22 protein-coding genes are annotated in these 21,746 nt (G+C 64.5%); 14 read left to right on the top strand and 8 right to left on the bottom strand.

What is annotated here, in order from left to right:
- Nucleotides 1-232: 232 nt before the first annotated feature.
- From flgB to flgL, 11 genes are all read left to right on the top strand, one after another.
- On the top strand, nucleotides 233-649 hold the full coding sequence (gene flgB, locus AC3FLX_RS13155; protein WP_488697355.1) for a flagellar basal body rod protein FlgB: 417 nt from the start codon (nucleotides 233-235) through the stop codon (nucleotides 647-649).
- Between the two features lie 18 nt (nucleotides 650-667).
- Nucleotides 668-1,075, top strand: a complete 408-nt coding sequence (gene flgC, locus AC3FLX_RS13150) for a flagellar basal body rod protein FlgC (RefSeq protein WP_488697119.1) — start codon at nucleotides 668-670, stop codon at nucleotides 1,073-1,075.
- A 47-nt stretch (nucleotides 1,076-1,122) separates the two neighbouring features.
- Nucleotides 1,123-1,794, top strand: coding sequence for a flagellar hook assembly protein FlgD (locus AC3FLX_RS13145; protein WP_488697353.1), 672 nt, complete (start codon nucleotides 1,123-1,125; stop codon nucleotides 1,792-1,794).
- A gap of 81 nt (nucleotides 1,795-1,875) precedes the next feature.
- Entirely contained in the window at nucleotides 1,876-3,123 is a 1,248-nt protein-coding gene (flgE, locus tag AC3FLX_RS13140) for a flagellar hook protein FlgE (RefSeq protein ID WP_488697117.1), read from the top strand.
- 26 nt (nucleotides 3,124-3,149) lie between these two features.
- On the top strand, nucleotides 3,150-3,893 hold the full coding sequence (gene flgF / locus AC3FLX_RS13135; RefSeq protein WP_488697115.1) for a flagellar basal-body rod protein FlgF: 744 nt from the start codon (nucleotides 3,150-3,152) through the stop codon (nucleotides 3,891-3,893).
- 55 nt (nucleotides 3,894-3,948) lie between these two features.
- Nucleotides 3,949-4,734, top strand: a complete 786-nt coding sequence (flgG, locus tag AC3FLX_RS13130; protein ID WP_488697113.1) for a flagellar basal-body rod protein FlgG — start codon at nucleotides 3,949-3,951, stop codon at nucleotides 4,732-4,734.
- Between the two features lie 8 nt (nucleotides 4,735-4,742).
- Nucleotides 4,743-5,447, top strand: a complete 705-nt coding sequence (flgH, locus tag AC3FLX_RS13125; RefSeq protein ID WP_488697111.1) for a flagellar basal body L-ring protein FlgH — start codon at nucleotides 4,743-4,745, stop codon at nucleotides 5,445-5,447.
- Between the two features lie 7 nt (nucleotides 5,448-5,454).
- The gene (locus AC3FLX_RS13120; protein ID WP_488697109.1) at nucleotides 5,455-6,639 is read left to right on the top strand and encodes a flagellar basal body P-ring protein FlgI; all 1,185 of its coding nucleotides are present in this window, start codon (nucleotides 5,455-5,457) and stop codon (nucleotides 6,637-6,639) included.
- On the top strand, nucleotides 6,639-7,664 hold the full coding sequence (flgJ, locus tag AC3FLX_RS13115) for a flagellar assembly peptidoglycan hydrolase FlgJ (RefSeq protein WP_488697107.1): 1,026 nt from the start codon (nucleotides 6,639-6,641) through the stop codon (nucleotides 7,662-7,664). Before AC3FLX_RS13120 ends, flgJ begins: the two co-directional genes overlap by 1 nt.
- A 358-nt stretch (nucleotides 7,665-8,022) precedes the next feature.
- A complete protein-coding gene (flgK, locus tag AC3FLX_RS13110; RefSeq protein WP_488697105.1) occupies nucleotides 8,023-9,945 on the top strand; it encodes a flagellar hook-associated protein FlgK in 1,923 nt (640 codons plus the stop codon).
- A 46-nt stretch (nucleotides 9,946-9,991) separates the two neighbouring features.
- Nucleotides 9,992-11,224: a flagellar hook-associated protein FlgL gene (flgL, locus tag AC3FLX_RS13105; RefSeq protein WP_488697103.1), complete on the top strand. Its 1,233-nt coding sequence runs from the start codon at nucleotides 9,992-9,994 to the stop codon at nucleotides 11,222-11,224.
- A gap of 181 nt (nucleotides 11,225-11,405) precedes the next feature.
- Here the strand turns inward: flgL and mnmH are convergent, their stop codons facing one another.
- Nucleotides 11,406-12,467, bottom strand: a complete 1,062-nt coding sequence (gene mnmH / locus AC3FLX_RS13100; RefSeq protein WP_488697101.1) for a tRNA 2-selenouridine(34) synthase MnmH — start codon at nucleotides 12,465-12,467, stop codon at nucleotides 11,406-11,408.
- A 174-nt stretch (nucleotides 12,468-12,641) separates the two neighbouring features.
- On the opposite strand from mnmH, the gene AC3FLX_RS13095 reads away from it, so the two are divergent.
- Nucleotides 12,642-13,556: a helix-turn-helix domain-containing protein gene (locus AC3FLX_RS13095; protein ID WP_488697099.1), complete on the top strand. Its 915-nt coding sequence runs from the start codon at nucleotides 12,642-12,644 to the stop codon at nucleotides 13,554-13,556.
- A gap of 171 nt (nucleotides 13,557-13,727) precedes the next feature.
- Nucleotides 13,728-14,621 (top strand): sensor histidine kinase, encoded by an 894-nt coding sequence (locus AC3FLX_RS13090; protein WP_488697097.1) that lies wholly within the window; start codon nucleotides 13,728-13,730, stop codon nucleotides 14,619-14,621.
- On the opposite strand, the gene AC3FLX_RS13085 is transcribed toward AC3FLX_RS13090, so the two are convergent.
- The 7 genes from AC3FLX_RS13085 to AC3FLX_RS13055 form a co-directional block, all read right to left on the bottom strand.
- On the bottom strand, nucleotides 14,618-15,049 hold the full coding sequence (locus AC3FLX_RS13085) for a CBS domain-containing protein (RefSeq protein WP_488697095.1): 432 nt from the start codon (nucleotides 15,047-15,049) through the stop codon (nucleotides 14,618-14,620). The genes AC3FLX_RS13090 and AC3FLX_RS13085 overlap by 4 nt on opposite strands.
- Nucleotides 15,050-15,218: 169 nt before the next feature.
- Complete coding sequence (locus AC3FLX_RS13080) at nucleotides 15,219-15,626, bottom strand: VOC family protein (RefSeq protein ID WP_488697093.1); 408 nt, start codon at nucleotides 15,624-15,626, stop codon at nucleotides 15,219-15,221.
- A gap of 171 nt (nucleotides 15,627-15,797) precedes the next feature.
- Nucleotides 15,798-16,346 (bottom strand): TetR/AcrR family transcriptional regulator, encoded by a 549-nt coding sequence (locus AC3FLX_RS13075; RefSeq protein ID WP_488697091.1) that lies wholly within the window; start codon nucleotides 16,344-16,346, stop codon nucleotides 15,798-15,800.
- Nucleotides 16,253-17,521, bottom strand: a complete 1,269-nt coding sequence (locus AC3FLX_RS13070) for an alpha-hydroxy acid oxidase (protein WP_488697089.1) — start codon at nucleotides 17,519-17,521, stop codon at nucleotides 16,253-16,255. The genes AC3FLX_RS13075 and AC3FLX_RS13070 overlap by 94 nt, the downstream gene beginning before the upstream one ends.
- Nucleotides 17,518-18,207, bottom strand: coding sequence for a Fe2+-dependent dioxygenase (locus AC3FLX_RS13065; protein WP_488697087.1), 690 nt, complete (start codon nucleotides 18,205-18,207; stop codon nucleotides 17,518-17,520). Before AC3FLX_RS13065 ends, AC3FLX_RS13070 begins: the two co-directional genes overlap by 4 nt.
- Entirely contained in the window at nucleotides 18,201-18,644 is a 444-nt protein-coding gene (locus AC3FLX_RS13060; RefSeq protein ID WP_488697085.1) for a TonB-dependent receptor plug domain-containing protein, read from the bottom strand. Before AC3FLX_RS13060 ends, AC3FLX_RS13065 begins: the two co-directional genes overlap by 7 nt.
- 418 nt (nucleotides 18,645-19,062) lie before the next feature.
- Nucleotides 19,063-20,055 (bottom strand): hypothetical protein, encoded by a 993-nt coding sequence (locus AC3FLX_RS13055; RefSeq protein WP_488697083.1) that lies wholly within the window; start codon nucleotides 20,053-20,055, stop codon nucleotides 19,063-19,065.
- A 214-nt stretch (nucleotides 20,056-20,269) separates the two neighbouring features.
- On the opposite strand from AC3FLX_RS13055, the gene AC3FLX_RS13050 reads away from it, so the two are divergent.
- Nucleotides 20,270-21,742 (top strand): DUF3300 domain-containing protein, encoded by a 1,473-nt coding sequence (locus AC3FLX_RS13050; protein ID WP_488697081.1) that lies wholly within the window; start codon nucleotides 20,270-20,272, stop codon nucleotides 21,740-21,742.
- Nucleotides 21,743-21,746: the final 4 nt, after the last annotated feature.

The raw sequence follows: 21,746 nt of genomic DNA, 5'->3' as shown, positions 1-21,746 counted from the left end.
GCGCAATGCGCTGGGCAACCGAGCCAGTCAGTGGGGCCCATTGTAGGCAGCCTCGCGCGAGAAACCGAAGCGGAAATGCGCGGGTTTCTCGTCCCTATTCGCACGATTGGCGTGACAACCCGGCCCCTAAGATGGCAACCCTGAAGAAGCCCGGCCGGGCGGTGTGCGAGACGTATACCCAGGTCTACGGCAGCTCTCTCCCCGAAATGAAGCCATTGCAGGAAAGGCAGACATCATGGACAGACTCGATGCGGCGTTCCGCTTCCAGCAGGAAGCGCTGAGCCTGCGGACCCAGCGGCAATCGGTGATTGCCTCGAACATCGCCCACGCGGACACGCCGGGCTACAAGGCACGCGATTTCGATTTCGCCAGCACGCTGGCCCAGTCGGTGGAGCGCGGCAATCAGCAGCGCGACGGCGTCTCGCTGTCCACCACGTCCGCACGCCATCTGCCCGCGCAGGCACCTGCCATGAGCACGAGCGACCGCGACCTGCAGTACCGCATTCCGCTGCAATCGAGCATCGACGGCAACACCGTGGAAATGGACACCGAGCGTGTGGCGTTTGCCGACAACACGGTGCACTACGAAGCGGGCCTGACCGTGATGAGCAGCAAGATCAGGACGATGTTGTCCGCCATCCAGAACTGACACGGGAGATAACCAGCCGTGGGCACCATGAACATTTTCGATGTGGCTGGCTCGGCAATGGCCGCGCAGTCGCAGCGCATGAACGTGACAGCGTCGAACCTGGCCAACGCCGACAGCGCCGTTGCGCCGAACGGCCAGCCGTATCGCGCCAAGCAGGTGATTTTCGAGATGGCGCCCACGCCCGGCCAGACCGATGTGGGCGGCGTGCAGGTGGCTGGCGTGATGGAAGACGGCGCGCCGCCGCGCATGATCCACAACCCCACGCACCCGCTGGCGGACGCCAACGGCTACGTGACGATGCCCAATGTGAACCCGGTGGAAGAGATGGTCAACATGATCTCGGCGTCGCGTTCGTACCAGGCCAACGTGGAGGTGCTCAACACCGCCAAGAGCATGATGCTTAAGACGCTGACCATCGGTCAGTAACGGCAGCCGCCCCAAACGAATCGAATCTCTCCGGACTCAAACGAACAATCATGGCAACTTCCAACGTAGGCAGCAGCACCTCCAACTCGGCAGTGAACCAGGCCCTGCAAAGCGGCAGCGCCAGCGCGGCCGACCTGCAGAGCAACTTCCTGAAGATGCTGGTCACGCAGATGAACAATCAGGACCCGCTCAATCCGATGGATAACGCGCAGCTGACCTCGCAACTGGCGCAGATCAGCACCGTGAGCGGTCTGCAGACCATGAACGAAACCATGACGCAGCTGCTGACGCAGACAGCCGCCAGCCGCGCGATGGATTCGGCCGCCCTGATCGGCAAGACCGTGATGGTGCCGGGCTCCAACGTGAGCGTGGCCGACGGCGTGGCAGGCAAGATCGGCGTGGACATCCCGTCGACGGCCGACACCGTGACCGTGCAGGTGCTGGACAAGAACGGCAACGTGGTGCGCAACATCGACATGAAGGGCCAGACGGCCGGCGTGCACGACATTCCCTGGGACGGCAAGAACGACCAGGGTAACCTCGTGGAAAACGGCGACTACACCTTCAAGGTGGCCGCCACGGCCGACGGCAAGGACGTCACGCCGATCGCGCTGGTCTACGGCAAGGTGCAGGCCATCAGCGGCGACAGCACCGGCGTGCTGGTGGAACTGGGCGACGGCAAGAAGGCCAACGTCGACGACGTACGCCGTATCTCCTGAACGCAAGAAAGATAACGAATCACCCGGTCCGGGCATACGCGCGGGCATTTCACGAACGACAGCCTACTTAGGGGAAACATCATGGGTTTTGGTCAAGGGGTAAGCGGCCTCAATGCCGCGGCGTCCAACCTGGACGTGATCGGTAACAACATCGCCAACGCCAACACGGTTGGTTTCAAGCAATCGACCGCGCAGTTCGCGGACGTGTACGCAGGCTCGAAGATCGGCCTCGGCACGCGCGTGAACGCCGTGGTGCAATCGTTCACCAACGGCAATATCTCCACGTCGGGCCGCAATCTCGACGTGGCCATCAGCAACGGCAACGGCTTCTTCCGCCTGACCAACACTGACGGATCGGTGTTCTATTCGCGTAATGGCCAGCTGAGCCGGCTGGATGACGGCCGCCTGGTGAATGCCACCGGCCTGCAAGTGACCGGCTACCCGGCTGGCACCACCGCCGGCGGCGCGGCACCGCAGCCGATCGTGATCAGCAACGCGCAGATGGATCCGAAGGCAACCACCAAGGTTGAAGCCCAGTTCCAGCTCGATTCGCGCAGCACGCTGCCGACCAACCCGGCATTCGCATCGAGCACCAACAACCCGCCGACGTCGGCGATGTTCAACTACAGCACGTCGATCACGGTGTACGACTCGCTGGGCAACAAGCAGCAGATCACCGCGTACTTTGCCAAGACGAACACCGTGCCGGCAGCGCCGAACACGCAGGGCACGATCTGGAACATGTACCTGACGATGCCGGACGGCACGCCCGTGGGCAACCCCACGCCTGCCGCCGCCACCGCCATTCCGGTTGAGTTCGACAACAGCGGCAAGATGGTGACGCCGGCCGCGATGCCGACGATCGGCCTGCCGCCGAAGAACGGCGCCGCCGCACTGTCGGCCACGCTGGACCTGACGGGTTCCACGCAGTTCGGCGCCGACAACGATCCGAAGAAGATCGTGCAGGACGGCTACACGTCCGGCGCGCTGCTGGGCTTCTCGGTGCAGGAAGACGGCACGATCCTGGGTTCGTACTCGAACGAAAAGACGCTGTCGCTGGGCCAGATCGCGATGGCTTCGTTCGGCAACGTCGAAGGTCTGAAGCCGGAAGGCGACAACGTGTGGTCCGCCACCGGCGCATCGGGCCAGGAACTGCTGGGCACGGCAGGCGGCGCGATGGGCAAGCTGAAGTCGAACGCCGTGGAAGAGTCGAACGTCGACCTCTCGGGCCAGCTGGTGAACCTGATCGTGGCGCAGCGCAACTACCAGGCCAACGCGCAGACCATCAAGGCGCAGGACACCGTCCTGCAGACCCTGGTGAACATCTGATCGACGCCTAGCCTGAAGCCATCGTCATGGACCGCATGCTCTACACCGCCCTGTCGGGCGCCAAGCAGATACTCGACCAGCAGGCCGCGGTATCGAACAACCTGGCCAACGCCTCCACGCCCGCATTCAAGGCGCAAGTGAACCTGTATCGCGCAGTGCCGGTACAGGGCCAGGAACTGCAGACGCGGGCGTACACGCTTGCGTCGACGCCCGGCGCCGACATGAAGGCCGGCCCGCTGACCTACACCGGCCGCGATCTCGATGTGGCCCTGCAGGGCAACGGCTGGCTGGCGGTGCAGATGCCCGACGGCTCCGAGGCCTACACCCGCGCCGGTTCGCTGCAGGTGTCGGCCGATGGCCAGCTGCAGACGTCCGCCGGACGGCCCGTGATGGGCGACGGTGGTCCGATCGCCGTGCCGCCTGGCTCGACCGTGTCGATCGGTACGGACGGCAGCGTCGTGGTGCGCGGTCCGGGCGAGGCCGCCAACGGCCTGGCCCAGGTCGGCAAGCTGCGCGTGGTGACACCGCCGCCGGAAGGGCTGGCGCGCGGTGACGACGGTTATTTCCGTCTGCGCCCCGGCGTGGATGCATTGCAGCAGGACCCCAATGTGCGCGTGATTTCGGGCGCGATCGAAGGCAGCAACGTCAACCCGGTCGAGGCTATGGTGGACATGATTGCCAATGCGCGCCGCTTCGAGATGCAGATGAAGATGATCTCGGGCGCCGACACCAATGACCAGCGGGCTAACTCGCTGCTGTCGAACAACTGATGACGCGCGCGGTACCGATCGCACGCACAACGAACTTTCGAACCAGGACAATTCCATGATTCGCTCTCTCTGGATCGCCAAGACCGGCCTCGATGCGCAGCAGACGCAGATGGACGTGATTTCGAACAACCTGGCCAACGTGTCCACCACGGGCTTCAAGCGCAGCCGCGCCGTGTTCGAAGAACTGATGTACCAGACGATCCGCCAGCCGGGCGCGCTGTCGTCGGACCAGACCGTGCTGCCCTCGGGCATGCAGCTGGGTACCGGTGTGCGTCCCGTTGCCACGGAACGCATCCACACGCAAGGCAACCCGACGCAAACGGGCAACTCGCGCGACGTGGCCATCATCGGCCAGGGCTTCTTCCAGGTGACGATGCCCGACGGCACCACCTCGTACACGCGCGATGGTTCGTTCCAGGTTGACCCGAACGGCCAGCTCGTGACGTCCAGCGGCTTCGTGCTGAATCCGGCCATCACGCTGCCGGCCAACTACACGTCGGTGAACATCGCGCGCGACGGCACGGTCACGGTGATGCAGCCGGGCTCGACGAATGCCGCCACGGTCGGCCAGATCCAGCTTGCCACGTTCCCGAACCCGGCCGGCCTGGAAAGCCTGGGTGAGAACCTGTATGTGCAGACCGATGCCTCGGGTGCGCCGAACACCTCGGTGCCGGGCCTCAACGGTGCCGGCACGCTGCAGAACAACTACGTCGAAGCGTCGAACGTGAACGTGGTGGAAGAGCTGGTCAGCATGATCCAGACCCAGCGCGCATACGAAATCAACAGCAAGGCGGTGCAGACGTCCGACCAGATGCTGCAGCGCCTGAGCCAGATGGGTTAAGAACGGGAATGATCATGGCCGCCACGCAGTATCGCATCGGTGCAATCCTCGTTTATGCCATCGTCGGCCTGGCCGCGCTGGCTAGCGGCGGTTGCGCCATGATGCCCAAGGAGCCGCTTGTGCAGATGCCTACCACCGCGCGCGCCGAGCCGCGCGCGCAGGGTCCTGCCACCGGTTCCATCTACGCATCGTCGTACGCGGGTAATCCGCTGTTCGAGGATCGGCGGCCGCGTAACGTTGGCGACATCCTCACGATCGTGATCAGCGAGAACGTCAACGCGAGCAAGAACTCCGCCACCAACGCCAACCGCACCGGCAGCACCACGCTGGCCTTCAATGCGGTGCCGCGCGCGTTGGCCGGCCTGTTCGGCACCAGCCAGAATGCCGACGTGAACGGCACCAATTCGCTGAAGGCAGGCGGCGGCGCCACCGCCGCGAACACCTTCAACGGCACCCTCACCGTCACGGTGATCGAAGTGCTGCCGAACGGCAATCTGGTGGTGTCAGGAGAAAAGCAGATGGCCATCAACCAGGGCGCGGAGTTCATCCGCTTCTCGGGGGTGGTGAATCCGCGCACGATTACCGGCGATAACGCAGTGCCGTCCACCCAGGTGGCGGATGCGCGCATCGAATACACCGCGAAGGGGTATATCGACGAGGCGCAGAACATGGGCTGGCTGCAGCGCTTCTTCCTCAATGTCTTACCGTTCTGATCCCGCCATGTTTCTGCCTCCGATGCCTTTCCAAAAGCCAGGCTCGTATTTTGGCAACCCGCCCGGCCGTCTTTCCCGCTCAGGTCGCGCGGTCTCTTTTGCCTGCCTGCTGCTCGCGCTCTTTCTGGGTCTGGGCACGGGCGCCGCGCATGCGGAACGCCTGAAAAACCTGGCGACGTTCCAGGGCGTGCGCGACAACCCGCTCGTGGGTTACGGCCTGGTCGTGGGTCTGGATAACACCGGCGACCAGACGATGCAGACGCCGTTCACCACGCAGAGCTTGAGCAACATGCTGTCGCAGTTGGGTATCACGCTGCCGGCCGGCAAGAACATGCAGCTCAAGAACGTGGCGGCCGTGATGGTGACCGCCACGCTGCCGGCCTTCGCCCAGCCGGGCAGCCAGATGGACGTGGTGGTGTCGTCGATGGGTAACGCCAAGAGCCTGCGCGGCGGCACGCTGCTGATGACGCCGCTCAAGGGCGCCGACGGCCAGGTGTACGCCATCGCCCAGGGCAACATGCTGGTGGGCGGCGCGGGGGCGTCGGCCAATGGCAGCAAGGTGCAGATCAACCAGCTGGCCGTGGGCCGCATCGCCAATGGCGCGATCGTCGAACGCGCCGTGGCATCGTTCCAGCCCGAAAACGGCTTCATGAACCTGGAGCTGAAGGACACCGACTTCGGCACCGCCGAGCGCGTGGTCGAAGCGATCAACCGCAATCTCGGCCCCGGCACGGCCGCCGCGATGGACGGCCGCGTGGTGCAGGTGCGTACGCCGCAGACGTCAACAGCGCGCGTGGGCTTCATGGCGCGCATCGAGAATCTCGACGTCACGCCGGCCAAGGCCGCCGCCAAGGTCATTCTGAACGCCCGTACCGGTTCGATCGTGATGAACCAGGCAGTGACCGTGGAGGACTGTGCAATTGCGCATGGCAACCTGTCGGTGGTCATCAATACCCAGCCGGTGATCAGCCAGCCGGCACCGTTCAGCCAGGGCCAGACCGTGGTCGCGCCCGTATCGCAGATCGACCTCAAGCGCGACGGTGGTTCGCTGCAGATCGTGAAGGCGGGTGCATCGTTGTCCGCGGTGGTCAAGGGCCTGAACGCGCTCGGCGCCACGCCGGCCGACCTGCAGACGATCCTGGAAGCCATGCGTGCCGCTGGTGCGCTGCGCGCCGAACTGGAGATCATCTGATGGCGGCGGGTAACACGCTCGGCGCGCAGGCCGATATCTCGCAGCGCTTCGCCCTCGATACCCAGGGTTTCGAAGCGCTCAAGAACCAGGCCCGCGCCGGCAACAACTCGACCACGCTGCAGGCGGCCGCCAAGCAGTTCGAAGCGGTTTTCACGCAGATGGTGCTCAAGAGCATGCGCGATGCCACGCCGTCCGATGGCCTCTTCGACAACGAGCAGACCAAGCTCTACATGTCGATGATGGACCAGCAGATGTCGCAGCAGTTGTCGTCGCGCGGCATCGGCCTGGCCGATGTGATGATTCGCCAGCTGGCCCGTGCCACGGGCACACAACTGCCGGCCGGCATGAACGGGGCCGGTGGCATCACCGGCGCCAGCGCGCGTGACGCGCAGATGGCGCAAATGCTGGACAGCCGTGGGGCCACTGACGCCGACGGCCCGCCGCCGGTCGGCACGACGCTGCCGGGTGCGGCGTGGAACCCCACCGCCGGACTGCGCCAGTACCAGAACCAGGCCGACTGGCAGGGCAACGGCCAGGCACAACAACTGGGCCAGTTGCCGGATGACTCGCCGGAACACATCAGCAACTTCGTCAATCGCATGGCAGAGCCGGCGATGGCAGCGTCGCGCGCCTCGGGCGTGCCGGCCAAGCTGATCGTGGGCCAGGCCGCGCTGGAATCTGGCTGGGGCCGCCGCGAGATCCGCAATCCCGATGGATCGAGCACGTTCAACGTGTTCGGCATCAAGGCAGGCGGCAACTGGAAGGGTCCGACCACCGAAATCCTGACCACCGAATATGTGGACGGCCAGCCGCAGAAGGTGCGCGCGAAGTTCCGCGCCTACGGCTCGTACGAGGAAGCCTGCAACGACTACGCGAAGCTGATCAGCAACAACCCGCGCTACGCGGGCGTGGTGACCGCCTCGAACGCCGAGGAAGCCGCGCACGGCTTGCAGCGCGCGGGGTATGCCACCGATCCGGCGTATGGCGAGAAGCTGGTACGGATCATGAAGAAGGTGTCGACCTGAGGACTGGCGGTTGATTTGCTCCCTTCTTCCGCGTGCGGGAGAAGGACCCGGGGGAGAGGGCTGGCGGCTCAGGACGCGACCATCGCAACCTGAAATTCAGCACGCGCTTCCCCAACCCCTTTCCCACCGTGTGGGAGAGGGCGGAAAACAATCGGTGAACCTGTGTAGCGCGATGATCGTTCAGTCGCGCTATTGGCTTTTGTGGAGGGAATTTCCGCGAGAGTACGCGCTCACAATACGGGCATTTTCCCGGTGCTTTCAGCGCTAAAGTCGCCCCCCTTGCCTGCCGTTATTCAGCACATCCACCGCCGTCGGCCGTGTGCCGCTGGCTAGCCATTCGATCCGGAGTCAGACAAACATGTCTCTGTTTAATATCGGTCTGTCGGGCCTGAACGTTGCCCAGAACGGCCTTACCACGGTCGGCCACAACTTCAGCAACGCGGCCACCGCGGGCTATACGCGCCAAAACACGATCATTGCGTCCGCCGGCGGCCAGGCCACCGGAGCAGGCTTCTACGGCCAGGGCTCGAACACGATCACTGTGCAGCGCGTGTACGACGGCTTTCTGACCGGCCAGTTGCGTGGCGCTACGTCGTCCAGCTATGACCTGTCGACGTACTCGGACCAGATCCGCCAGATCGACAACCTGCTGGCCGACCAGAAGGGCGGCCTGGCACCGCTGATGCAGAAGTTCTTCGCCGCCGTGCAGGCTGTGTCGGACACCCCGTCGGACCCGGCCACGCGCCAGGGTCTGATCTCGTCCGCCCAGGCACTGGCTGGCCAGATCAAGTCGTCGAGCGACTACTTCAAGCAGTTGCAGGACGGCATCAATACGCAGCTGCAATCGTCGGTCACGCAGGTGAACGACTACACGAAGCAGATCGCCAACCTGAACCAGGAAATCTCGCGTATGACCGCCGCAGCCGGTGGCCATGCGCCGAATGACCTGCTGGACCAGCGCGACCAGGCCGTGGCCAAGCTCACCGAACTGGTGGGTGCCAAGGTGGTGGTGCAGGACGGCGGCACGTACAACGTGTTCGTCGGCAATGGCCAGCCGCTGGTGATGGGCGGTGACGCCTACGATATCAAGGCCGTGGCATCCGCGGCGGACCCCAGCCGCACCGTCATCGCCTACACGATTCCGGGTACGGGCAATTCGATCGAAGCCGAATCCGGCGCGGTCACGGGCGGTTCGATCGGCGGCCTGCTGCGCTTCCGCAGCGAATCGCTGGACACCGCGCAAAACGCCATCGGCCGCATTTCGCTGGCCATCGGTCAGACGTTCAACGCCCAGCATAAGCTCGGTATCGACCTGAACGGCGCCGTCGGCACGAACATGTTCGCAATGGGTTCGCCGGTGGTCTACGCGAACAGCAACAATACGTCGACCGCCGTGGCCACCGCGACGGTTACCAACGCCGGCAACCTGACAACGAGCGACTACACGCTGAGTTTCGTGGGTGGCCAGTACTCGCTGACGCGCAAGACCGACAACGTGGTGGTGCAGAGCTTCCCGGGGCCGGCATTGCCGACCTTCACCGCCGACGGTATGCAGATCACGCTGAGCGCGGCGATGAATCCGAACGATTCGTTCGAGATCCAGCCCACGCGCAACGTGGCATCGAGCTTCAACTCCCTCATCACGGACCCGGCCAAGATCGCGGCGGCATCGCCGGCACGCGTGGATGCCAGCACCCAGAACACCGGCACGGTGAAGGGTTCGCTGACCAATGTGGCGCCTGGCTTCACGCCGATGACCAATCCGGTCAAGGTCACATTCAATGCCGCGCCCGCACCTGGCGCCTACGTGATCCTGGATTCCGTCACCAACGCTCCGCTGGTGCCCGCGCCGACCGTGACCGCCACGGCCACGGGTACGGACATCACGATCAACAACATGACGTTCAGCCTGAACGGCACGCCGAAGAATGGCGATACGTTCACGCTGTCGAACAACACCGGCGCGGTGTCCGACAACGGCAACATGCTGAAGCTGGCCAAGCTGCAGACCGCCAAGACCATCAACGGCACGTCGAGCTTCAACGATGCGTACGCACAGCTGGTGAACGACGTGGGCAGCAAGGCCAAGTCGGTCGACATCGCCTCGGCATCGCAGGACAGCATCACGGACCAGATCTACACGGCCCAGCAATCGGTGTCGGGCGTGAACATGGACGAGGAAACCGTGAACCTGCTGAAGTTCCAGCAGCTGTACCAGGCCAACGCCAAGGTGATCCAGGCGGCCAGCACGATCTTCGACACGCTGGTCAGCATCGCCTGATCGCGGACCACCCTGACATAACTACCGGACAAGAAGGAATCACGCCATGCGCGTCGCAACCTCCACTCTGTATCACCAGGGCCTGTCGTCGATGAACAGCCAGCAGTCCAACCTGCTGCATGTGCAACAGCAGCTGGCCACGGGCCGCCGCGTGCTGACGCCGTCGGACGATCCCGTCGCCGCTACGCGCGCACTGGGCGTATCGCAGTCCACGGCTGTGAACGGCCAATACACGGCTTCGCGCAAGCAGGCCAACACGTCGCTGGGCCTGTCCGAGAACTCGCTCTCGTCGGTGACCACCACGCTGCAGAACATCAAGACGCTGCTGGTGAACGCCGGTAACGGCACGCTGAGCGACAACGACCGTGCGTCGCTGGCCACGGCACTGCAAGGCCAGTACGACCAGCTCGTGGGCATGGCCAACGCCGATGACGGCAACGGCAACTACCTGTTTGCCGGCCTGAAGAGCGGCTCGGCGCCGTTCGTGACCGATGCCGCGGGCAACCTCACGTACCAGGGCGACACCGGACACCAGCTGCTACAGGTGGACGTGGCGCGCCAGATGGAAGCGGGCAACAACGGCGCGGAGATTTTCCAGTCGGTCACGGCCAACGCTGGCTACGTGATCAAGGGCTCCAGCACCAATGCCGGCACGGGCACCTTCAGCTCGATCTCGGTGACGGACCCGTCCAACGCGCTGTACGGCCACTCGCTGAGCGTGACGTTCTCGACCAATGGCGCCGGCGTCAAGCAATACGTGGTCAACGATCTGACCACCGGCACCCCGGTTGGCGCGGCCACGAACTACGTGGACGGCGGCGCCATCAACGTGGCGGGCGTATCGTTCTCGATCAAGGGCACGCCGGCCGATAACGATACGTTCTCGGTGCAACCGGCCCAGCAGGCCGGCGCCGATATGTTCGCCAACCTGAAGGGCGTGATCGACGCGCTGCGCCAGCCGATCAATTCGGGCGTCGCCCCGGACGTTGCCGCCGCGAACCTGCAGAACGTGATCGCCACGGGCCTGCGCCAGAACAACAACTCGCTGGATAACGTGCTGACGGTACGTTCGTCGGTGGGCTCGCGCATGAACGAACTCGACGCGCTGGACACCATCGGCGAGAACCGCGACCTGAGCAATTCCAAGACGCTGTCCGACCTGACGGAACTCGACTACGCCTCGGCGATTACCGAGTACTACCAGCGCCAGACCGCGCTGCAGGGCGCCCAGCAATCGTTCATGCAGATCCAGCAGATGAACCTGTTCCGCTTCCTGTGATGAGGTGAGGTTGGGGCGGTGTGTGTTTGTGCCGTCGTCCTGATCGAGAAAAGCCCGCGCCAGCGAAAGCGACGCGGGTTTTTTTTTCGGTCGGCCGACAGCATGTCGAACGGTGCGCGCGTTGGCTCGCGTCGCCAGCACGCTGTCGCCATGTTGAACTCACACGGCCGTGACAGCCCGTCTAAGCCGTCTGCCTCCCTTCTACCCGCGCAGCGATCTTCCGCGCCAGTGCCGCGATACCGTCGGCGGACAGGCTGTCCGCACTCAACACCATGCGGTCTTCCCAGCGGTAGAAGTGCCTGCGCTGTGAGCGCGCATAGGACGGGTCGTAGTGCTGGGTCGCCAGCTCGGCAAACAGGTGGGGCAGGTCGCCGGCTCTGGCCATAGCCTGCCAGGCATCGATCGTGTTCCTGCCGTGCAATGCCTTCAGTTTTGCCAGCTGATCGGCCAGCCAGTCCGGCCGGTCGCCCAGGTAGGCGTAATCGCGCAGCAGGAACGCGAGTCGCGCGGGCATCGGCACCTGTATCTCCAGGCAGGTGCTTTCGCGCATGCGGGCGACCAGGGGCACCGGTAGATTCAGTTGTCCGATGCGGGCGCCTTCCCCTTCCACATAGACCGGGCGGGCAGGATCGACGCGCTCGATCCTATCGGCCAGCGCCGTCTCGAAGGCGGTTTGGGATGGTTGCGCGATATCGGGCAGCGCGCCGAGCAGCGAACCCTTGTGCCGTGCCAGGCCTTCGATATCCAGCACCTGGTGCCCTTGGTCCGCCAGCGCCTGCAGCACGCGCGTCTTGCCGCTGCCCGTGGCGCCGCAGATGACGACCACCGGTAACTTTGGGGCCTGCGCTTCCAGGAAGGCGAGAACATGACGCCGCCAAGACTTGTAGCCGCCGGCTAGCTGCTGGGCATCCCAGCCCACCATGCGCAGCCAGGTCACCATCGCTGCGCTGCGCAATCCGCCGCGCCAGCAATAGACCAGGGGACGCCAGCCCTGTGGACGGTCGGCGAACCGTTCGCTCAGATGCCGCGCCAGGTTGGCCGCCACCATTGCGCCGCCCACACGGCGCGCCTCGAAGGCGCCGTGCTGCTTGTACAGCGTGCCGACGATGCGCCGCTCCTCGTTGTCGAGCACCGGGCAGTTGATCGCGCCGGGCATGTGGTCGATTTCGAACTCGGCGGGCGAACGGGCATCGATGATGGTGTCAAAGCCGTGGCGGTCTTCAACACGTACGTAAGGTTTCATGGACCAGTGGCCGCCTGTTTGCCCGACTGGCGGGCTTGCTTCGGTATTGTGCGATAACCGGCGTCGGGCCGACAGGGGGGCACCGGTGAGCATGCTATTCTGCGCCGGGCCTGCTTCTGCAAGAATCCAGTAAGCAACAGACGGCATCATCGGGAATCTACGCGGAACAACACCATGCCGACAATCCGAACCACCTCCGCCCCGAAGATACCGCACGGTCCGGTCGATACGTTCGGATGTTCCGCCGACCGGCTTGCCGCGGACCAGTCGCTGGCTGGCAGCGACATCCAGTTCTATCGCAAGAGTTCGGGCCAGCAATCCGGCCAGATCGCCATGCCCGCAGCGGAGCGGGGCTTCGTTGCCGGCGTTTCGCTCAATGCCGGGCACCGGCGCCGCATCATTCGTGGGCGCCAGGCTTGCACGTACGATTTCGCGGTGGGGGACGTTTATGTCCGCAGCCTTGCCGAGGACTACAAGGCCGATTATCAGACGCGCTTCGATTTCGTCCTGATGGAGCTGCCGCGCAGCTTTATCGAGCGCACCAGCAGCGAGCTGGGCCGGGGACGGTTGCGTGGATTGAGCGAGGCCGCCGGCCAGCCGGACCCCGTGCTGGCCCACCTGGCGCAGGCGATGGTGCCCGCGTTGTGCCATCCCGAAAACGCCTGCCGGCTGTTTATCGATCAACTGAGCCTGACCATCGGCATGCATCTGGTAAGCCGGTATGGCGGCGAACCGGTGGCTTCGAGCAAGGTCAACCGGCTGCTCTCGCCGCACAGCGTGGCGCGCGCCAAGGAACTGCTGGCGGCCAAGATCGATGGCGACCTGTCGATTGCCGATGTCGCCGATGCCTGCCAGCTTTCGCGCAGCCATTTCACGCGAACGTTCCGCGACACCACCGGGCAGACGCCTTATCAGTGGCTGATGGCCCAGCGGCTGGAGCGTGCCTGCCAGCTATTGCGCGACGCAAGCCTGCCGCTGGCGGAAGTCGCCGTGGGTTGCGGATTCTCGGACCAGAGCCATTTCACGCGCGTGTTCTCAAAGCACATGGGCATGTCTCCCGGCCTCTGGCGCCGTCGTTGTCTCACATAGCGCGGCATATTTGCGCACAGGCGTTCAATGCGCGGCACAAACAGACAAGGCAAGGGCGCTGGCATCGCGTAGATTGCGACTGACTGCCGCACGCCGCGCCACAGTCTGCTGGATTCGTCCGCGGACCGCGCGTTCGCGGTGCTTCATGAATGCCAACGGGAGACGCCGGCTGTGACATCGCAAAGCCACCCGCCCACGGGAACGGCCTTCGAGCAGGAAGCGATCCGGATGGTGCGGGACGTTGCGCAGGCCATCGAGCGCCGTATCCAGGAAAATCTCAGCGGCGCCCACTCCGATGCGGGCCCATGCCGCACCGACACAACCATCATCCAGTGTCTTCAGGAGCAGATGGTGCACCTGGCGCGCGTGGCCACGCTGGGCACGCTGGCCGCGTCGATCGCGCATGAAATCCGCCAGCCGCTGACCGCGATCCGCATCGAGGCGGGCGCCATCCAGCGCTGGATGAACCGCGACTCGCCCGTGGCGGAAGAAGTCACCGAAGGTATCCAGCGTATCCAGGAACAGTCCGAGCGCGCGGAGCGGGTGATCCGCAGCCTGCGCGCGCTGATGCGCCGCGAGCCGATGTCGCCAGAGCCGTTCCTGCTCGATCAGGCCGTGCACGACGTGCTGCCACTGGCGGACTGCAGGATTCACGATGCCAGCGTCGACCTGCAGCTCGATTTCGATGCCACATTGCCGCCCGTGCATGGTGACCGGGTACAGATTCAGCAGGTCGTTCTCAATCTGTTGCTCAATGCCGTCGAGGCCAGGCGGGAGGGGCCACACGGTGGCGCCTGGGTTCGGCTGCGCGTGCGGCGGGGCCAATACGGCAGCGGCGAGGCGGCTGTCATCGATATCATCGACAACGGCCGTGGTATCGCGCCAGAGCAACTGGCTCGCATCTTCGAGCCATTCTTCAGCACCAAGGACGATGGCATGGGCATCGGGCTGGCCATCTGCCGTTCCATCGTCGAGCTGCATGGCGGCACCATTCAGGCCGCTTCGGGCGACGGGCAGACCACGGTGACGGTGGTTCTGCCGGTCAAGGGGGCCGCAGGCGTTTAAGCGACGTCGGTGGGTGCGATTTCGCTGTCCTCGGCTTGTGCCGTTTCCGGACGCAGCGCGCGCAGCACGTCGCGCCAGCTCACAATGCCGACGGGCTGGAACTGCGCATCCACGATGGGGATGCACGATACCTGGTGCGCGAGAAACAGATCGACCGCATCGGCGATCCCGGCCTCGGGCCGCAGCGTGATGGGCTTGCGTGACATGATCTGGTGCACGCGCCGGTTCAAGGTATTGAGGTCCCTGGCGGACTCCACGTTGCTGCCGATGAAGGGACTCATGGCACGCAAGAGGTCGCGGTCCGACACCACGCCATGCAGCTTGCCATCCTCCACCACCAGAAGGTGATGGAAGTTCGCGGCGTCAAAGATATCCTTCACCGTCGCCAGCGTGTCGTCAAAGACCACGGTGGCAACCTGTTTCGACATGATGCTCTCAAGAGTCACTACCTGCTCCATTCAGCTTGATCAGCGCGCGTCGTGCCGCCCCGTCGATCGGATCGGGGTGGGGTGCGCGCAGGTGATATATGCCCGGTAGGTATAACGGCACGACGCGCCCGAAACTGAAGCGGTGCCGCATATGGCACCGGCGGCCGGCTCAGTCGTCGAATGTGCCCTGATACTCGGGGGCGGCGTCGGAGCGGGTGTTGAGTTCGAACATCACGCCGCCCGGAGCGCGGCAGAAGAAGCGCGAGCCACGGCCATTGTTGAAGATGCCGGTTTCCAGCGTCACCCCCTCATCCTGAAAGCGCGCATAGAGCGAGCGCACGGCGTCCAGCGTCGGCAGTTCGAAGCCAACGTGAAAATTGCCGGGCCATTCGGGAACATAGTCGCTGGCGTGATCGATCACCACATCGAATCCGGGCCGCTTGATGATGAAGGATTTTTCCCACATCCCGGCAATCGTAAAGCCCAGGTAGCGCTCGAAGAACCGGGCCGTTGCCGCGGTGTCCGCGGAGGGAAAGCTCAAGTGGTTGAGCTTCATGCTTTGGGTAACGTCAGTCATCGTCGATCCTCATGCTGGCGGGGGCACCATTGCCGCATTCGCCGAGGGCCTCAGATTATTGGTGGCGGCGCGCCGCCACAACTCGCATCACACGCACTGTGCAAACGGACCGCTAACCCGCGCCAGGCTTGCCATCCAGCCGTGGCGCCAGTCATGCCGACGCTGGTTTGCTCACATTCGCCGCTTGCCGATGCGGGCGATATATCCGAGGACCGCCGCCCGCAACCGGTGTTCCAGACTCGCAATATCGCGCTCGCCGCGTTCGCCTGCGGCATCGACCATGCCGCGGATGATCGCGAACAGGTCGCCCACCACGACGTCGATCCGGACATGGTCGGGCAGAACCAGCCGACTGACGATTTCCGCGAACAGATCCTTCAGTTCTTCATCGCTCACCTCGCCACGCAACTCGGGGCGGGTTTCCATCACATCGAGCAGCCTGGCCAGCATTGGCCGCTGCAACTGTTGCCTGACCGACGCGATGATCATGCCTTCAAGTGCCCCCTTGGTGGTGCGCCGTCCCAGCGCATAGGCCAGGTCCCTGCGGAAGCGCTGTGACTCGCGCTGGATCAGCGCCACGGTCAGCGCATCCTTGTTCGGAAAATACTGATAAAGCGAGCCGATACTCACGCCTGCGCGCTCGGCCACGGCGTTGGTATTGAAGCCTTCGACGCCGGCGGACTCCAGCACCTGAGCGGCCGCTTCGACGATGGTCGCCACGGTTTCCTCGGCGCGCGTCTGTTTCGGGGTCTTGCGGGGGCGCAGCGCGCCGGTTGGCTGATTCTCTGACATGGCTCGGACCCTACCGGTGCGGAGTGTGTTGCAACGTGGCGTTGTCCAGCGCAGCAAGCTGTGGGCAAGCCCAGCAGCGCCATCGCCACTTCCAATTCTGTCTGCAGTATCGTCAACATATGCGCCACGCCGGGCAAGCCGCCAACGGCCAGCGCATGCAGGACAGGCCGGCCCACCATCGCCGCACTGGCGCCCAGCGCAATGGCCTTGGCGATATCGGTGCCGCGACGGATTCCGCCATCGAGCAGAACCGGCACCTTGCCGGCTACCGCCCGCGCAACGGCGGGCAGTGCATCGATGGTGGCTGGCACGGTATCGAGCGTACGGCCGCCGTGGTTCGAAACGATGATGCCCGCCGCGCCCTCATCGATGGCGAACTGTACATCGGCAGGATTGAGCAATCCCTTGATCACCACTGGCAACGCCGTCTGAGAGCATAGCCACGCCACATCCCGCCATGTAGGCGCGTGGCGCAGCATGCTGCGAAACACCGGGCCACCCTGGCGGACGTTGTGTGTTTCGGGCGGCGGAAAGTCGTTCAGGTTGACGGCGCTGACGCCATCGGGGAGCCGGAAGTCGGCACGCTGCTCCACGTTGCGCATGCCATTGACCACCGCATCGATCGTCAGCACGATGGCACGGTAGCCGGCCTGCTCGGCGCGGCGCACCAGCGCGAGTGTATCTTCGTTGCGCGGTTGCAGGTAGGGCTGGAACCAAAGCACGGTCGTGGATGCGCGCGCGATATCTTCGAGCGTCACGCTCGCTTGCGTGCTGACGGTCATCCATGTGCGTGCAAGCGATGCCGCGCGGACCGTGGCCAGTTCGCCATCGGGGTGCACGAGCTTGTGATAGGCCGTGGGGGCGATCAGGATCGGATAATCGATCGTCTCGCCGAACAGTGTTGCACGCACGGATGCCTGCGACATGTCCACCAACGCGCGCGGCATGAACCTGATCCGCTCGAACGCCGCGTGGTTCTCGCGCTGGGTAACGGCGTCGGCTGCGTAGCCATCGATGTAGGCCGCGATTGCGGGGTGCACCCGTTCCTGGAAGCGGCGCCCATAGTCCAGCAGCGAAACCGTGTCGGCAGGAATCATCGTCATAGCTCTGCCCGGCGACGTAGCAGATTGTGATAGTGGTTGACCAACGACAGCACGGCGTCGTTGTTGTCGCCCAGCCGTATGCGGATGTCGATGATTGTGCGATCGAGTTCGTAGAGGGTGGTGCGCATGCCGTCGTCCTTGATCATTGACTGGGCCCAGAAGAACGAGGCCCAGCGGCATCCCCGCGTGACAGGGGTGATGCGATGCAGCGACGAGGCAGGATACACCACCATATGCCCGGCAGGCAGCAGCTTCACGCTGTGCGTGCCCAACAGGTCTTCGATGACGAGATCGCCGCCATCGTACTCGTCGGGGTCGGACAGAAACAGCGTGGTCGAAACGTCGGCCCGCATGCGTCTGCCGCCGCTGCCAGGCATCGTGCGGATGGCGTTGTCGACGTGGGTGCCAAATGTCATGCCGGGTTCGTAACGATTGAACATCGGCGGCAGCACGCGCAGCGGCAGCGCCGCCGAGTGGTAGGCCGGGCACTGGCCCAGCGCCTTCAGCACGAAATCTCCGAGCTCCAGCGCTTCGAAGGTGTCGACCGGCAACTGCATGTTGGCCTTGCATTGCGCGGCCAGGTCACCGGCGGTGGCGCGGCCGTCCACCCACTGCGCCGCGTCCAGGCGCTTTCGAAACTCGCGGACTTCATCCTGGGTCAGGACATCGGGTATCTGGATCAGCATGGTTGGGCTTTGGTGAGTGGCACGGGATAGTCGCCAAAGTCCCGCATGCCGTCCAGGTAGACATCCCCTTTGGCCGACAGGCCGCAGATACGGAACTGGTCGCCGCTCTGACCGCCATTGCCTTCGCCGGCGGAGATCGTGATACCCGGCACGTTTTTCAAAGCCTGCTCCAGCGACGTGGTCTGCTGCTGGTCGAGGATCTCGCGCGGAATCACGAAGATGGTCTTCGGCGTTTCCTTCACCGTATCGGGCAGGCGCGCGATGCCGGTGGGCGCTTCATTGGTGTTCCCGCTGGTTTTGCCGGTCACGGTGACGGCCGGCAATTCGGTAACGGCCTGCGCGTGCACGGCATGCGGCAAGGCCATGAGGACCGTGCCGGTGCCTGCGGCTCCAGAGACGAGTACGCGAATCGATGAGGAAAGGATCTTCTGCTGCAAAACCGGACTCCAGCGTTGACGACAACAATCGGGACGGATGCGGACGTACGGACATACGGACGTGCGGGCATCCATTGCGCCTGTCGCGGGACAGGCGTTCGAGGAAGATCGGGCGGCGCGAGAGATTTCAGGGAACTGCGAAATCGCCGCAAAAGACCACGGCATCGGACATGTCCGAGCCGTGGTGTTCCGGGACGTGGAACCGGAAGGCAGGAAGATGCGGTGCCTTGCTGGCTCGCCGGGGCACCATCGCAAGCAAGGCGATCAGGTGCCTGGAGGAAAAGTATTGCGTACGGCGTAAAAGGTCGCTCGCAACACGTGCCGTGACGCTCAACAGATGTGAGGGGTGCAGGCCACCACGCCGGCCTGTTTGATCGTTGTGCGGATCACCGGTCGAAGCCTGGCTGATACCCCTCGCTCAAAAGCTTGCCGCTAGCCCCAGCGAAACCCCCGAGACGTTGTTGCCAAACACATAACGCACCACGGCGCGCACGCGCGTGACAAACACCTCGTGCGCGGTGGTATCGAGTTCCAGCCCCAGACCCAGCGTCGTCAGGTAGTTGAAGCCCAGTGCCCCGGCCTGGGCGCCAAGATAGTGGGAATGCGAAAGCTCCAACACGTAGCGCACCGGGCGGTCCATCGCGTACATGCCGGTGGGTGCGCGCCAGCGGGCGTATAGGTTGGCGGTCTGTGCGGTGGACGAGCCCTGCACCGCTTCCGACGATCCACCAAAGCTCTTGAGCTGGATATGGGTGTAGCGCAATTCCACGTCGATGTCGTGCTCGGGCCGATAGTGCTCCCAGTCGATCATCACCGATCCCCCCAGGCCGTAGGCATTGAGCGTGCCGCCGTCCAGGAAACTGATGTCGCGGTCGGTCTTGCGATTGAAAAATCCCTGCGCCAGCCGCAGGTCGCTGGAGACGTTGCCTAGTGACGCATTGAAGATCGGCCGGAATACGAGTTCCTTGTCCTCTGTCAGCGGAAAGTCCCAGCCGATACCGACGGTGCCTGCCACGGTGTTCCAGCGCGTGGGCAATTCGCGTGACTGCGTGCCGTCCGATGCCACGAACGTGGGGTCATAGCGGCTGTAGGCGATGGAGCCTTCTAGATACACGGGTACAGACTTGCTGAGTGTGAATCCGCCTCCTAGCTGCGACATTACCACGCCGGGGTTCGCGGTCTGGGCATTAGTGATCGACAGTGAACTCGACGCCAGGTCGGGCACCACGGAGAAACTCATCAGCGTCAGCACCGCATTGGTCTGGCGCTGGACGCCCGGGCCGAAGACGACATGAAAGTCAGGCGGCGCCTGCTGGGCGTGGGCAGGCAACGCGCCGCCCCACAGTAACAACGGTGGCAACAGCGCGGCCAGGCACTCCCGACGGACGAAACCGGATCCTGGAAACGTCATGCGGCCCATGCGTTCGGCCGGGCGGAACCCGGCGGCTTTCAGCAATGGTGCCAAGAGTACGCCAGGGCTGGTCGTGTGCGTATTGGACCAAGGTTCCATTGCCGCGCATCTGCGTGCCAGCTATATGTTCTGCTGAAAGCCGGAACAGAGGCAGGCGGGATCATTTTGGGGGAGGGGCGCCATGTGGCGTGGCAGCGTGCGACATATGCAATATATGCGACGTATGCGATGCATCGTCGGCTGGGTGCTGGCCAGTCTGGTGGGCGGCATGGGCAGCGTCATGGCGCAGACCGCTCCGGGCCAGCCGTCGGCACCGCCGTCAGGCCAGGCGGCGAGCCAGCCAGCGAGTCAGTCGCCAACCTTCAAGCCCGAGGAAATCGAGGCGCTGGTGGCGCCGATTGCGCTATATCCGGACTCGGTACTGTCGCAGGTGCTGATGGCATCGACCTATCCGCTGGAAATCGTACAGGCGGCGCGCTGGCAGAAGGCCAATGCAAGTCTCAAGGGCGATGCCGCGGTAAAAGCCGTGCAGGACCAGCCGTGGGACGTCAGCGTGAAATCGCTGGTGGCGTTTCCGCAAGTTCTGGAGCCGATGAACGACAAGCTCGACTGGACGCAGAAGCTTGGCGACGCCTTCCTGGCCCAGGAAAAAGACGTGCTGGCCGCGGTGCAGCGGCTGCGCAACAAGGCCCAGCAGTCTGGCAACCTGAAGACGAACGAGCAGCAGACCGTATCGGTCCAGCCGGCGACGCAAAGCAGCGGGTCGCAGCAGACCATCATTATCGAACCCGCCAATCCCCAGGTGATCTACGTGCCGGCGTATAACCCGGCCACGGCCTACGGCAGCTGGGGCTACCCGAGCTATCCGCCTTACTACTGGCCACCATACCCCGCCTACTATCCGGGCGCCGCGCTGATGACCGGGTTTGCCTGGGGCGTCGGCCTGGCTGCCGCCGGTGCCATCTTCGGCAACTGCAACTGGGGCGGGGGCGATGTGAATATCAACGTAAACCGTGCGACCAATATCGACCGCAACTTCAATCGCACCAATGTGGAGGGCGGCAACAAGTGGAAGCACGATTCCAGTCACCGCAAGGGCGTGGCGTATCGGGACAACGCCACGCGTGAGAAATTCGGCAATAACGTGGGCGGTGCGGACCGGCGCAACGATTTTCGCGGGAGGGACGGGGCCGGTGATCGCGGCGGAGATCGCGCCGGCAATCGCGGAGGAGACCGCGCCGGTGATCGTGCTGCCGACCGTGGAGGAGACCGTGCTGGCAATCGCGCTGGCGACCGGGCAGGTGACCGTGCCGGTGACCGGGCGGGAGACCGTGCCGGTGATCGCGGCGGTCAGGGAATCGGCGGAGATCGCGCCGGCGGTGGCGACAGGCTGTCCACCGACCGCGCTGGTGCGAGTAACCGCGCCGCAGGCGGGGCGGAGCGCACCGGCTATAGCGGTGGCGGACGCGACAACGCATTCCAGGGTGTGGGCGGCGGCGGTGGTGGCGCACAGCGTGATTTCGATCGCGGACGTGCCAGCTCCGCGGGTGGCGGCGGCTTCGGCGGCGGACAGAGCGCGGGCCATCGCGGCGGCGCCGGCGGTGGCGGCTTCAGCGGAGGCGGCGGACGCGGAGGTGGCGGCTTTGGCGGTGGTGGCGGAGGCGGCCGTGGTGGCGGCCGTCGGTGATGGG

It is taken from the genome of Cupriavidus sp. 291-E7 (assembly GCF_057798835.1).
The sequence above is the reverse complement of the archived record's forward strand: the minus strand, read 5'-3'. Positions and strand labels throughout refer to the sequence as shown.